Origin of the sequence: Oceanobacillus picturae (assembly GCF_000612865.1) — a bacterium.
Classification (GTDB): Bacteria; Bacillota; Bacilli; order Bacillales; family Amphibacillaceae; genus Oceanobacillus_B; species Oceanobacillus_B jordanicus.
This window is the reverse complement of sequence record NZ_CCAX010000001.1, coordinates 888703-902430: the sequence shown is the minus strand read 5'-3', so window position 1 is coordinate 902430 and position 13728 is coordinate 888703. Positions and strand designations below refer to the sequence as shown.

General features: G+C 39.7%; 13 protein-coding genes, 2 rRNA genes and 1 pseudogene. 14 read left to right on the top strand and 2 right to left on the bottom strand.

The window, feature by feature from the left end:
* Positions 1 to 321 precede the first annotated feature (321 nt).
* Together BN988_RS04545 and rrf are read left to right on the top strand one after the other, a co-directional pair.
* Positions 322 to 1885 (top strand): 16S ribosomal RNA (locus BN988_RS04545).
* A gap of 283 nt (positions 1886 to 2168) precedes the next feature.
* A 5S ribosomal RNA gene (gene rrf, locus BN988_RS04540) occupies positions 2169 to 2284 on the top strand.
* 99 nt (positions 2285 to 2383) lie between these two features.
* Here rrf and BN988_RS04535 read toward each other — a convergent pair.
* Positions 2384 to 3517 (bottom strand): amidohydrolase, encoded by a 1134-nt coding sequence (locus BN988_RS04535; protein ID WP_036573562.1) that lies wholly within the window; start codon positions 3515 to 3517, stop codon positions 2384 to 2386.
* A gap of 192 nt (positions 3518 to 3709) precedes the next feature.
* Positions 3710 to 4597 (bottom strand): dipicolinate synthase subunit DpsA, encoded by an 888-nt coding sequence (dpsA, locus tag BN988_RS04530; protein WP_036573559.1) that lies wholly within the window; start codon positions 4595 to 4597, stop codon positions 3710 to 3712.
* Between the two features lie 268 nt (positions 4598 to 4865).
* Here dpsA and BN988_RS04525 point away from each other — a divergent pair, with 268 nt between their 5' ends.
* The 12 genes and pseudogenes from BN988_RS04525 to BN988_RS04475 all read left to right on the top strand — a co-directional run bounded on the left by BN988_RS04525 (position 4866) and on the right by BN988_RS04475 (position 13710).
* A complete protein-coding gene (locus BN988_RS04525) occupies positions 4866 to 5501 on the top strand; it encodes a hypothetical protein (RefSeq protein ID WP_231495188.1) in 636 nt (211 codons plus the stop codon).
* A gap of 26 nt (positions 5502 to 5527) precedes the next feature.
* Positions 5528 to 6319 carry a GNAT family N-acetyltransferase gene (locus BN988_RS04520; RefSeq protein ID WP_036573556.1) on the top strand — a complete coding sequence of 264 codons (792 nt, stop codon included), beginning with the start codon at positions 5528 to 5530 and terminating at the stop codon, positions 6317 to 6319.
* Positions 6320 to 6369: 50 nt separating this feature from the next.
* Positions 6370 to 6645 carry a hypothetical protein gene (locus BN988_RS04515; RefSeq protein ID WP_036573553.1) on the top strand — a complete coding sequence of 92 codons (276 nt, stop codon included), beginning with the start codon at positions 6370 to 6372 and terminating at the stop codon, positions 6643 to 6645.
* 228 nt (positions 6646 to 6873) lie between these two features.
* The gene (locus BN988_RS04510) at positions 6874 to 7890 is read left to right on the top strand and encodes a serine hydrolase domain-containing protein (protein WP_036573551.1); all 1017 of its coding nucleotides are present in this window, start codon (positions 6874 to 6876) and stop codon (positions 7888 to 7890) included.
* Positions 7891 to 8110: 220 nt separating this feature from the next.
* A pseudogene (tnpA, locus tag BN988_RS18565) lies at positions 8111 to 8358 on the top strand (IS200/IS605 family transposase).
* An 11-nt stretch (positions 8359 to 8369) separates the two neighbouring features.
* Positions 8370 to 9482: an RNA-guided endonuclease TnpB family protein gene (locus tag BN988_RS04505; protein WP_036573548.1), complete on the top strand. Its 1113-nt coding sequence runs from the start codon at positions 8370 to 8372 to the stop codon at positions 9480 to 9482.
* A 165-nt stretch (positions 9483 to 9647) separates the two neighbouring features.
* The gene (locus BN988_RS04500; protein ID WP_036573546.1) at positions 9648 to 10112 is read left to right on the top strand and encodes a DinB family protein; all 465 of its coding nucleotides are present in this window, start codon (positions 9648 to 9650) and stop codon (positions 10110 to 10112) included.
* Positions 10113 to 10169: 57 nt separating this feature from the next.
* Positions 10170 to 10511 (top strand): VOC family protein, encoded by a 342-nt coding sequence (locus tag BN988_RS04495; protein WP_036573544.1) that lies wholly within the window; start codon positions 10170 to 10172, stop codon positions 10509 to 10511.
* Between the two features lie 142 nt (positions 10512 to 10653).
* Positions 10654 to 11586 carry a GntR family transcriptional regulator YhfZ gene (gene yhfZ, locus BN988_RS04490; RefSeq protein WP_036573541.1) on the top strand — a complete coding sequence of 311 codons (933 nt, stop codon included), beginning with the start codon at positions 10654 to 10656 and terminating at the stop codon, positions 11584 to 11586.
* Positions 11587 to 11658: 72 nt separating this feature from the next.
* Positions 11659 to 12039, top strand: a complete 381-nt coding sequence (locus BN988_RS04485) for a PRD domain-containing protein (protein WP_036573539.1) — start codon at positions 11659 to 11661, stop codon at positions 12037 to 12039.
* Positions 12036 to 12395, top strand: a complete 360-nt coding sequence (locus BN988_RS04480) for a DUF2620 domain-containing protein (protein ID WP_036573536.1) — start codon at positions 12036 to 12038, stop codon at positions 12393 to 12395. Before BN988_RS04485 ends, BN988_RS04480 begins: the two co-directional genes overlap by 4 nt.
* A gap of 28 nt (positions 12396 to 12423) precedes the next feature.
* Positions 12424 to 13710, top strand: coding sequence for a YhfT family protein (locus BN988_RS04475; RefSeq protein ID WP_231495223.1), 1287 nt, complete (start codon positions 12424 to 12426; stop codon positions 13708 to 13710).
* The last annotated feature ends 18 nt before the right edge of the window (positions 13711 to 13728 follow it).

Sequence of the window (13728 nt, the reverse complement as noted above, 5' to 3'; positions counted from 1 at the left end):
TTTCTATTCAGATACTGTTGACACCTTGGTTAAAGAGATGCTATATTATTCAGGTCGCCAAATTCGGCGGCATCCAAAAACAACTTTAAAACGTTAAAAACCCACAAAAAAAGTTGTTGACAGTTTGATTCGAAAATGGTATGATATAAAAGTTGCTATCAAAAAAAGCAACAAAAACAAATTGCTCTTTGAAAACTGAACAAAACAACTAGTATGTCAAGGAAAAACAGACTTTCTGTTTTTCGAAGAAATACAAGCAGAAGCCAGTTTTCTGCGAAGCTAAGACGGATCATGTTGATTGGTGTCGACATGATACAAACTTTTTTGGAGAGTTTGATCTTGGCTCAGGACGAACGCTGGCGGCGTGCCTAATACATGCAAGTCGAGCGCAGGAAGCAAGCTGATCCCCTTCGGGGGTGACGCTTGTGGAATGAGCGGCGGACGGGTGAGTAACACGTGGGCAACCTGCCTGTAAGACTGGGATAACCCCGGGAAACCGGGGCTAATACCGGATAATACTTTCTTTTGCATAAAGGAAAGTTGAAAGGCGGCTTCGGCTGTCACTTACAGATGGGCCCGCGGCGCATTAGCTAGTTGGTGAGGTAACGGCTCACCAAGGCGACGATGCGTAGCCGACCTGAGAGGGTGATCGGCCACACTGGGACTGAGACACGGCCCAGACTCCTACGGGAGGCAGCAGTAGGGAATCTTCCGCAATGGACGAAAGTCTGACGGAGCAACGCCGCGTGAGTGATGAAGGTTTTCGGATCGTAAAACTCTGTTGTTAGGGAAGAACAAGTTGGGTAGTAACTGACCCAACCTTGACGGTACCTAACCAGAAAGCCACGGCTAACTACGTGCCAGCAGCCGCGGTAATACGTAGGTGGCAAGCGTTGTCCGGAATTATTGGGCGTAAAGCGCTCGCAGGCGGTCCTTTAAGTCTGATGTGAAATCTCGCGGCTCAACCGCGAACGGTCATTGGAAACTGGAGGACTTGAGTACAGAAGAGGAGAGTGGAATTCCACGTGTAGCGGTGAAATGCGTAGAGATGTGGAGGAACACCAGTGGCGAAGGCGACTCTCTGGTCTGTAACTGACGCTGAGGAGCGAAAGCGTGGGGAGCGAACAGGATTAGATACCCTGGTAGTCCACGCCGTAAACGATGAGTGCTAGGTGTTAGGGGGTTTCCGCCCCTTAGTGCTGAAGTTAACGCATTAAGCACTCCGCCTGGGGAGTACGGCCGCAAGGCTGAAACTCAAAAGAATTGACGGGGGCCCGCACAAGCGGTGGAGCATGTGGTTTAATTCGAAGCAACGCGAAGAACCTTACCAGGTCTTGACATCCTCTGCTATTCCTAGAGATAGGAAGTTCCCTTCGGGGACAGAGTGACAGGTGGTGCATGGTTGTCGTCAGCTCGTGTCGTGAGATGTTGGGTTAAGTCCCGCAACGAGCGCAACCCTTGATCTTAGTTGCCAGCATTTAGTTGGGCACTCTAAGGTGACTGCCGGTGACAAACCGGAGGAAGGTGGGGATGACGTCAAATCATCATGCCCCTTATGACCTGGGCTACACACGTGCTACAATGGATGGAACAAAGGGAAGCAAAACCGCGAGGTCAAGCAAATCCCATAAAACCATTCTCAGTTCGGATTGCAGGCTGCAACTCGCCTGCATGAAGCCGGAATCGCTAGTAATCGCGGATCAGCATGCCGCGGTGAATACGTTCCCGGGCCTTGTACACACCGCCCGTCACACCACGAGAGTTGGTAACACCCGAAGTCGGTGAGGTAACCTTTTGGAGCCAGCCGCCGAAGGTGGGACCAATGATTGGGGTGAAGTCGTAACAAGGTAGCCGTATCGGAAGGTGCGGCTGGATCACCTCCTTTCTAAGGATAGAATCGGAACGCCGAGGATTCTCTTCGGAGAATCTTCCGGTAAGGACATACTAGTTGTTTGGTTCAGTTTTGAGGGAGCAATTCTCTCATCTTGTACCTTGAAAACTAAATAAGAGTAACAACGACATCAAATTTTAAAGCTGCAACAATTTGTTCAGCTTGAAATAAAGCAAGGCTAAGAAATTAGCACGCTTATTTACTGTAACTTAGTTAAGTGAATAAGGGCGCACGGTGGATGCCTTGGTTGTCACTATTTTAAAGACATGTTTTATGGTCTGGTAGTAATAGCGGAGAGGTCACACCTGTTCTCATGCCGAACACAGAAGTTAAGTTCTCCAGCGCCGATGGTAGTTGGGACTTTGCCCCTGCAAGAGTAGGACGCCGCCAGGCAAATGGAAAAAGGGTTATGCATTTTGTATGCATAGCCCTTTTTGTTTGGGTATAGGCAAAAATGTCAGCAGCCTGTTAAGCAGGTCTGCTGACATTTTTTTATTGTTCCGTATTAACTATTTCCCCATTAATAAACAATGTTTCAACTTTACTACGCAAATCAAACAAGTTACCGTTCCAGATGACAAGGTCTGCATCTTTACCGGTTTCAATGGAACCAACTTGGTCTTCAACACCAAGATGCTTTGCAGCATTGCTTGTGAGCATTTGCAATGCTTGCTGTTCAGTCAAACCATGTTTTATGGCATGGATTGCACTTGTTACTAAGTATTCAATTCCTACTACAGGATGGTCAGTTGTGAGAGAGCAGGAAATCCCAGCATCCATGAGTACTTTCGCGGTGGACCAACTTTTATCCTTCAATTCTACTTTTGAACGAGTTGACATCGTGGGACCAACCGATACACATACGTCATGCTTTGCAATATATTCGGCAATCTTATGACCTTCCGTACAATGTTCGATCGTAATGTCTATATTAAACTCTTTTTTTATACGTAAAACTGTTACAATATCATCTGCGCGATGGGCGTGAACCCGTAACGGTATTTCCTTTTTTAATACCTTAGTAAGATTTTCGAGACTTAGGTCTCTCTCTTTTTTCTCTTTGTCCATGTAATTCTGTGTTTCGATTAGTTTCTCCCGAAGCCTTGCTGCAACACCCATACGGGTGGTCGGCATTCTTCCTTTACCCCCATGAAACATTTTAGGATTTTCCCCTGTAGCTGCTTTCATTCCTGAAGGAGCTCGAAGGATCATTTCATCCACGATATTTCCGTTTGTCTTTAAGACAGCCATTTCACCACCGATAACATTAGCGCTTCCTGGCATTATTTGAACAGTCGTGATTCCCGCTTTTCTGGCATCAGCAAAACCAGTTTCCATTGGATTAATTCCATCAATAGCTCGAACCTGCGGTGTAACTGGATCGCTCGTTTCGTTAAAGTCACTACCTTCACGACCTACGCCTTCCTCTGATACACCTAAATGGGTATGTACATCTATTAAACCAGGTGTGATTATCTTTCCTTCTGCATCAATCACTTCATAACCATGTGGAACAGCTACGTCGGATTCAATGGATTGAAATTTTCTATCTTTTACGAGAATAGTGTGGTTTTTTAGTAAATTGCCATTTCCGTCATAAATTATTGCATTTGTAATTGCATACATATTGAAACCTCCAAATAATAGTGAACAATAAATTCAGAAAAAAATTACTGATCAATTCTATTATTGATAATAAATTATTTTGGCAATATTGTACAGAATTTAGAAAATGATACTATACTTTAAGATAGTCATGATTTATCCCGCCTCAACTGGCAGTAAAACCCCAACCAAATAAAGGTTCACTTTATTATCTTAATCTATTGTGTGGTTAGAAAGTAGTTCATCTTGAAGAATAGTAGCAATGATTCTCCCTGCTGTTTTAGGAGCCGTTTTCCCTGGTAAACCTAATGCGTGCAATGCCTGTATCCCTTGTTGTTTTGCAAAGTTAAAATCCGTTCCTCCGGGGCTTGATGCAAGATCAATAATTAATCCGCTTTGTTTCATTTTTAGTATTATACTGTTTGTAAGCACAGGTGCGGGAATTGTATTAATAAAAATGTCTGTCTTGCTAGCATGTTGCTCAAGATCTGTCATATCTATTGCTGCTATTCCTAACTCATATAAGCGTGCAAAGGCCGCTTTTTTTCTAACCGCTACGGTTACGTTTGCTCCAACAGCTGAAAATAACCTGGCTACCGTTACACCAACCCTCCCAAACCCGAGGACAGTAATAGTTGAACCATGCACCGTTTCATTTGTATTCTCTATTGCTAGTTTTAAGGCTCCTTCAGCTGTTGGGATGGAGTTATATATGGCAAGATCGTCTCTGGAAAATAAAGTAGTCAGTTTTCGATTTGCCGATTTAGCCATCTCTTTTAGTTGGTGCTTTGCGGTTCCACTATAAATCCTACAATGATCGGGGGTCTTTTTAAATAACACATCGTTTATTTTAACTGGTTTATCAGAGTATGGAGCTTCTACTTTTCCTTCATCATCTATTCCGGCAACTGGTAATACGATTGCATCCATATTTTCTATGTGCTGCTGGAGATCATTAACCTTCGTTACGCCTTGTTTATTTATATTCAGTTGTGAAAATCCTGCTAGGTAAAGCTGGGCATTATGTTCCGTCAACATATTAATGACTTCTATATATCTAGCGTCACCACCAGCAATAAGTATTTTCATTCCATTAAGCAATTGCTCACCCTCTTTCGTTTTATCCCTATATTTTACAGGAACGATACGTTTAATATGACAGCAATACAGAATCGTTTCAAACGTTTGCTTTATTGAGAATACTGTTTATAGTATTATTTTAGATATAATGACTTATGCCTATATGCTTCATGTACCCAATTATATCCAGACTGTATGGGGAAAGTTTGATGATTTTCCAATGGAAACCTTAACGAAGTTTTGGGTTCATTTGCAAAAAGAGGGTGGGAGGCAACGAGAAGTCACAGAAATGAGAGAGCATAGAGAACAGTTTGGGATTATAGGAAATTGTTTTGATCTTTCGCTTTGGTTATTGGATGAATTCAAGCGTGCAGGAATTTCGGCATATCCTATTGGGCATCATCTTGAGAGTGACCATGCACATATAGCTGTTATTGCTTTGGATAGCGAAGGAAAGCTTTATTTTTGTGATCTGGGAGATCAATGGTTGAGACCTTTACCAATTGATGTAGGGCAGGAAAATTACGGTGGTGGAAGAAAGAAGGGGTATTTTCCGGCAGCCGAGATCCAATTTGAAAAACTTGGGGAGCAACTAGAAGTACAATATTACCGACCAAATGGAAAAGCTTCCAGGCAAATTTTTGAGCTAACTCCTATTTTAATGCGTGATTGCTTAAAGGCAGCTGAGCATTCTCAAAAGACAATAAAGCCACAGCCATTACTTGAATGCAGGATACCATACAAATCTGGTTTGGCTCATTGGGAGTTTTATAATTGGGAAAGCTTTCTTTCTACAGAGGAAGGCTTAATCAAAGAGCCGGCACTTAAAAATGTGGATCAATGGGTGGAGAAACTTCATTTTTACACACGATATAACAAACAGTTTCTAGAACTCGTATTAAAAGAGTATGAGAAACTTGCTTAAAAGAGATAAAGAGAGAAGGTTTAGAAATGATATATGAGGCCGATCAAGAAATAAAGCAAAAAGTTTCTAAATATTTTACCGCAATGGAAGACACCACTATACTTTCCTGCTTGCAAGGACATATGGGAAAAGCATGGGTGAATAACAAGGAGAACCCGGAGGCTGCACAAATAATGGTAGGTGATTTTACATTTTTTGCCGGTAATTCGGCTGCAGAAGGAGTAGAAGACCTTCTGAAAAACGTGCCAGAACACATTCTCGCTATAGTCGATAATGATGAATGGAAAATGCGCATTGAGGAAGTACATAAAGGAAATGCTGAAAGAATTCAGCGTCATGCTTTTCGGAAAGAACATAAGGATTTGGATCCCACTTATCTCCGAAAGCTTACTGCAAATTTACCTGTAGGATATGAATTACGTAAGATAGACAAAAGTATTGTAAGCATGCCTTCTTTATTTAAAGTATCTCCAGATTTTATTAAGCAATTTGATTCGATTGCAGATTTCCTGGAAAGAGGGATCGGCTTTGCTATTTTGTTTGATGAAAAAGTAGTAAGTGCTGCCGCATCATACAGTATTTATGATGAGGGAATAGAGATAGAGATTGTGACGGATGATAACCACCGTAATAAGGGGCTCGCAACTTGTGTTGCTGCTGCTTTAATAGTGAATTGTCTGGAGAGAGGACAATATCCAAGCTGGGATGCCGCTAATTTAAAATCAGCTAAATTGGCTACCAAACTTGGCTATGTGTCAATTGGTTCTTATGATACGTATCACATTCATACACCTTCTTCCCATCTCGTACATAAATAGGTTATTTTCTGAGAAACTATAACTAATCTTATTAAATAAAGGGGATGTATATGGTGGAAGAAAGTACACATCAGAAGCTTCAGCAGGCACATAAACAAATAATAAGCGCACAACAGGCAGTCTTAGATGCACAAGGTGCGAATAACAAATTGATTGAACAAGCTGAACAACAATTAATACAGGCGGAACAAGCACTGCAAGCATTACAAACAAATGAAGGAACTGAGCTAACAGAAAATCCGCAATTCCAGCAAGCATATGAGGAACTGCATGATATTAGACAACAAGTCCAAGAAGCGCAGCAAAATAACAATGACGTATTATAAACAATGAAAGGCTTCAGATGAAGTCTTTTTTTCATTTGGAACAAATTTTAGGTATGAAGAATGTTATATTTTTAAAATTTTCTTATCTGTATTCTAAATTATGTGATAATATACTAAAGAGTATTTAATTGTAGGGAGCTGATGGACATGATGATTATTATTCAAATATGAGGGAAGTACTAACGGCCCTCTCTAAAATAAAAACTTAAATAATGGAGGGGGATTTAAATGAATGCTAATGAAGTAAAACGGAAAATACAATTATTACAAAAGGAAATGCATTTTTCAGGAGTATATCATGCGAAGAAGAATGAGATCGATTATAGTGGAAGCTTTGGTTTTGCAAACCGTTCCGAACGAATAGAAAATAACTATAAGACGCGATTTGGTATTGCTTCAGGATGTAAAATATTTACGTCTATCGCAGTTTGTCAGCTTGTTGAACAGGGGCTATTAAGCTTTCAAACAAAGCTCCATGAATGCCTACCTATTGATTTTCCTGCTTACAGCAAAGAAGTAAACATTCATCAATTGCTGACACACACTTCAGGGGTCCCGGATTATTTTGATGAAGAAGAGATGGACGATTATGAGGAACTTTGGATAGAAAATCCAGTTTACGCAATCCGCAGCCTACATGACTTTCTTCCATTGTTCCAAAATAGAGAAATGACGTCTTTACCAAGTAGTGACTTTCACTATAATAATGCAGGGTATATCCTGTTAGGCCTAATTGTTGAACAGATTAGCGAGATGAAATTTACTGATTATGTGGAGCGATTTATTTTTGAGAAGGCAGGAATGATGTATTCAGGCTACTTCGAAATGGATAAACTGCCAGAAAACACTGCACTGGGTTATATTGAAGAGCCTGATGGCAGTTACAAAACAAATATATTTTCCGTACCAGCAAAAGGTGGAGCAGATGGTGGTGCGTTTGTAACAGCTGAAGATATGGTCACCTTTTGGGATGCTCTTTTCACCCACCGATTAGTGTCCGAAAAAATGACGGAAAAACTTTTCCAGCCACAAATAGAAGTAGATGAAGATCTTTATTTCAGCTATGGTGGCTATGTGGATATGGACCAAGGGAAAGTGAAAAAGCATATTCTAATGGGGTATGACCCAGGTTGTAACTTCCGTTCTGTATACTATCCAGAGAACTCTATAAGTATTGTAGTTTGCTCAAATGAATCGGACGGTGCGTTTGAAGTATTGAAGGAACTGGAGAAGTTAATAATCTGATAAAATCACTCCAGCATAGAGACCAGAGAACGTTTTGGTCTCTTCTCCTTTTTTAACGTACTTCCGAAAGAAGTCTCCCTCTTTCAAGCATGTGAAGGGCGTAGCCCAATGGTAAGGGGGAGATGAATTTCGGTTGGGCGATAGCCCAAAGGGTTTTCCGTTTGCCTTTTTGCTCAATATGGTATAATCAGTATTATAAAGTGTAAGGAATGATATAACAATGGAATTAGATAGTAATAATCATTCAGTGTTCTTGATGTATTACCATCTTGTGTTAGTTGTGAAGTATCGAAGTTCATCAATGCCTATAAAAGTGCCAGTTCAAGACTTATCAAGAAGGAATTTCCTCATGTTCGTAAAGAGTTATGGAAAGAAATGTTTTGGTCAAGAAGTTTTTGTTTGTTGACCACTGGTGGCTCTCCTATCGAAGTGGTGAAAAAATATATTGAAAAGCAAGGATTAAAGTGAGGTGATTTGATATGGCTAAACAAAATAAAGCCTATAAGTTTCGTCTCTATCCAACAAAAGAACAAGAATTGGTTATACGCAAAACCTTTGGATGTGTTCGCTTTGTTTATAACAAAATGTTAGCAGAACGAAAAGAAACGTATGAAAGCCTAAAAGATGATAAAGAAGAATTAAAGAAGATAAAACACCCAACTCCTGCCAAATACAAAAAAGGATATGAATGGCTAAAAGAAGTAGATTCTCTAGCTTTAGCGAACGCTCAACTAAACTTAGATAAAGCTTATAAAGCCTTCTTCAAGGGGAATGCGAAGTTCCCAAAATTCAAAAATAAACGACACAAACAAAGCTACACAACAAATATGGTAAACGGAAATATTCAATTGTTAGATGGTCATATCAAATTACCTAAACTAAAAATGGTCAAAGTCAAACAACATAGAAAGATACCATCAGAATACCAACTCAAATCTTGTACCATAACTATGACTGCATCGGGAAAATACTATATTTCTATTCTTGTAGAGTATGAGAAGGAGATTGAAAGCAAAAAAATTGAAAAAGTAGTTGGGCTAGATTTTGCGATGGATGGGTTATTTGTCGATAGTGCGGGTGAAAAAGCCAATTACCCTAAGTTTTATCAACAAATGCTTGATAAATTAGCAATCGAACAACGTAAACTTTCTCGTAAAAAGAAAGGCTCTTCCAATTGGAATAAACAACGTATTCGAGTAGCTAAAATCGGGGAGAAGGTCGCAAATCAACGCAAGAACTTTCTTCACCACAAATCAAAGAAATTAGTAACTATTTATGATGCCGTTGTGATTGAGGATTTAGATATGAAGGGGATGTCAAAAGCGCTAAAGTTTGGTAAAAGCGTCGCTGATAACGGATGGGGCATGTTCACTACTTTCTTACAATACAAACTAAAAGAACAGGGGAAGCAACTTATCAAAATAGATAAATGGTACCCATCCACGAAAATTTGTTCAAATTGTGGTTCAGTAAAAGAAGTTAAGTTATCAGAACGTATCTACCAATGTACTTGCGGTCTATGTATCAACAGAGATTACAATTCAGCAATCAATATCAAAAAGGAAGGTATTCGCTTATTAGCAAGTGCCTAGTAAAAATATAAACTCTTGGAACAAGAGGGTTAGCTTGGTCAATTTCGTCAGCTACCAAAAGTGGCGATTACCCAAGAAGCCCCCACTTCAAGCAACCTGTAAGGTTGGTAAGTGGTGGGAGTAGTTCACAATTGTATATGTTTGTACCTAGTGAAGGAGCTTGTGATGCATTGCGAAAGTGTACTAAACCAAATTAAAGTAGCTGTAAATACGGTGCTTGAAATTATTGATCAATTAGAAGAGGAAGATCTGAAAAAAAGACCAACGCCTAATAAACATTCAGTTGGAGAATTATTAGAGCATTTAGCAGTTATTTGTGAAGCTGATTGGCGTATTTCCAATGAAGCATCTGAAGAAGAAATGAGGAATTTCTATTCAGGAGTATCATATAAAAACTTGAATGCTATAAGAAAAGGATTGCGAAAAAATTTTAGAGCGTTAGAGAGTAACTATATGAAATTGTCAGAAGAGGAACTCCTATCTAAAAGCCTTTCGTATTGGGGTGTAACCTATACAAGGTATGAATGGCTATTAGAGATTTTAGCACACGTTTATCATCACAGGGGACAATTACATGCTATGCTTGTACACTGTTATGATAAGGATCCTAGGATTTTAATGTTTGAGTAAATTCTATAGGGAATTTAAATATAATTTAAAAGTAGATGAGAGAGGAAGGTCGTTTAAATGTTTGAAAGAATAGACACGATCTGTTTAACAGTTAGTAATCTACCAGAATCGAGTACGTGGTATCAACAATTAGGGTTTAGAATAAGCTATAAGGGTGATAATTACCAAGTATTAACCGTTGGAAACAGTGAAGTGTCACTTACACTTGAGGAAGGGCGTAATTTAGCAAAAGAAAATCAAGCATATCCTATTTTTTTCACTAAAGATATTCAGCATACATATAGGGAATTACAAGAAAAAGGTGTTTTGGTAACAGAAATTCAAGATGACAGTGATAATAGATTTTTTAACTTTTATGACCTGGATAATAATAAGTTGCAGGTTTGTTTCTGGGAGTAAGAATTTAAGGTCAATTAACATAAGTATCATATGTGATTATTACAAGTGCATACATTTAAAAAATAGCCTATTTCATTGCACTATACCTATGAAAGCGTTATAATTCACAATATACAATATTTTGTAAACTTGAGAGGTTAAAATGAGTAGAATTTTGGAAGGTTTATATTCAAAGAATGGGCTGGCGGCAAAAGAAATTGCTAGCAAAATGTTGCATATAAGGGAAGGAAGTCGCATTCCTAGGGTGAGTGATTTTGCGGAAGAGTTTTCCATCGGTAATGGTACTGTGCAAGGTGCCCTTAAAGTATTGGAAAATATTCATGCGATAAAACTTGAAGCAAGAGGTCATATGGGTACTTTTTTGCTTAAAAAAGATGTTCACTTATTAAAGGAAATAGCTGGAGACGGATCATTTATAGGAGCGATGCCGCTACCATATTCTACAAAATATGAAGGGCTAGCCACCGGATTGATTGAGGCATCAGAATCCATGTTAAACCACATTAATCTGGCTTATATGAGAGGATCTAAACAAAGGCTGGATGCACTAAAAACTCGCCGCTATGATTTTATCATTATGTCACAGCTTGCAGCAGAAGAGGAAATAGCGAAAGACAGTAATTTAGAAATAGCAGTCAATTTTGGCCCCCATACTTATGTATCTACTCACCAGGTTTTCTTTGCTAATAAACAGAATGACAGAGTCATAGATGGTATGAGGGTTGGGATAGATTATACATCGATAGATCAATCAAAAATAACGTTGCTTGAATGTGAAGGACTTGAAATCGAGTTGGTTCCGGTAAATTATATGCAACTTTTTGATATGCTTCTTAGCGGTGATATCGATGCCGCAGTGTGGAATGCTGATGAAAACCGCACGAATGGTGATATGGGTGTCGGTACATTTCGTTCTCCTAAAGCTAGGGAAATTTCTGAGAAAGCTACAAGTTCAGTAGTGCTGATTGAAAAGGATCGTTCAGATGTAAAAAAATATCTAGGGAAATTAGATATAATGGATATTGTGGAAACACAAAGGAAGGTTGTTAGAAAAGAGAAATTGCCGCATTATTAGACAGTAAAAGAGATAGCGGTTTTTCTTTTTCAATCAATATACAGAAAACTGTATATTGATGGAGGTTTAAGAATGAATCTAGAACAATTGAAGGACAGATTGCAGATTCTAGCGTTAGGTAATGTTATTTCAAAGCCAGCATGCGAAGTCACGGTAAGAGCGTTTGATTATTTAGTAACAGAATTAAAGACGGAAGATTTACAACAATCGGAGATGCTTTTCACCCATTTGCCTTCCGCAATTACACGGATTGGCGAAGGGGAGACGTTGGAAGCGCCATCTTCCGAAATTATGAGAGAAGTAAGAAATTCAGATTATTATTCCACTGCGGAAAATCACATAAAAAATATTGAGCAAATATGGGGACACACACTGCCGGAAGAAGAGAAAGCGTTTTTATCAATGCACTATACTACCATAATAGAAGCAAATCAAGGGGGAGATAAAAAATGAAAATTGTTATCGGTGGCCAAGTAGAAAAGAAGGCAATTGAAGGGTTAATTAAAGAATTAGATGCAAGTATTGAAACATCCGTGAAGTCTGATTTGGACGCAGCTATGGCAATTAAAACCGGTCAGGCGGATTATTATGTTGGCGCTTGTCACACTGGCGGCGGGGGAGCTTTAGCTATGGCTATTGCTATGATTGGTCGGGATCAATGTGAAACCGTTTCCATGCCAGGGAAGCAGCCTCAAGAGGAAAAAGTAATAGAAGCCGTAAATGCCGGTAAAAAGGCATTCGGGTTTACTGGCGACCATATGGAAAAGGCAATCCCTATGATTTTAAATGCATTAAAAAATAAAGCGTAGATAACAAAAGGGGGAAACGAAAGTGGATATGATTTTTGTTATTTTAATAGGTGCAGTGGCAGCAGTGCTAGCAAATATGAATATCGCAGTATTTAATGATGGGCTACGACCAATAGTTGGGGAGCATATAGAAGGAAGGTTAAAGCGTAGAGAATTAGGACTTACAGCATTTGCAATGAGCTTTGGCCTCGTTGTTGGTTTCGGCATTCCATTTACAGTAACAGCTAGTATTATTTTAATCCACAGTATTTTACTTGGTACTGATATTATTGGACTCATTACACCAAAAAACAAATGGGGAACACCTTTGGCAGCAGCCATTGGGGCAGTGTATGGCTGGGGCTTATTAATCGGACTGGAAGGTTTCGTGAAATTATTCGAACATTTGCCAGTGAATTTTCTTGAGCCAATGGGTGAAGTTGGAACGCCTGTTGTTGTCACCTTTATGGCTTTTCCGGCATTAGCGGTTGCTATGCAGTTTACGATTAAAAAAGGGATTCTTACCTTTTTAGTAGCGGCACTCGTTAGGCAGCTTGCTGTATTTATGAACGAAGGTGGATTCCTTTCGATTGGTGGGAATGCTATTACGCTTAATCAAGAAGGGATGGCATTGATTGCTGGTATGATCTTCTTGTTTGGTTTTGCGATGCGGGAAAAACAAGAAGAAGGCAGTTCTGTGGATCTTGCTTCTATTTTCAGTGAAAAGGTAAAAGCAATTAAGAAAAATGTTGTATTCTTCATGATTATTGGAGCGCTTATCACGGGGGCAACGAATTTACTGCTTATGGCAGGTGATCCCATTTCATTAAGCCTTCTTGCGGAAGGAAAACAGGCAGATGCAGGGATTGCAGCAGCTGCAAGAGCGATTGGTTTTATCCCGCTTGTTGCCAGTACAGCCATTGCGACAGGGGTTTATAGTCCTGTTGGCTTTACACTGATCTTCGTTGTGGGACTATTTGTTCCTAATGTGTGGATTGCTGTCATTGTTGGGGCGATTGTCATCTTCCTCGAAGTAATGCTACTAAGTGTTATTGCTAGATTCCTAGATAAATATCCGGGTGTGAGAAACTCTGGGGAGAACATCCGAAGTGCAATGACGAAATTGCTTGAAGTTGCGTTACTTATCGGGGGAGCTAACGCAGCAAATATGATTGCACCAGGCTTCGGGTTCTTCTTTATAGCTGGTTTTTACCTATTAAATGAAATTGCTGGTCGGCCAATTGTACGGATGGCTGTAGGGCCTGTCGGCGCTATAGCTGTGGGGATTATCGCAAACATTTTGGTGCTAATGGGGATTATGACATTACCGCAATAATAACCTAGGAGGCTACTT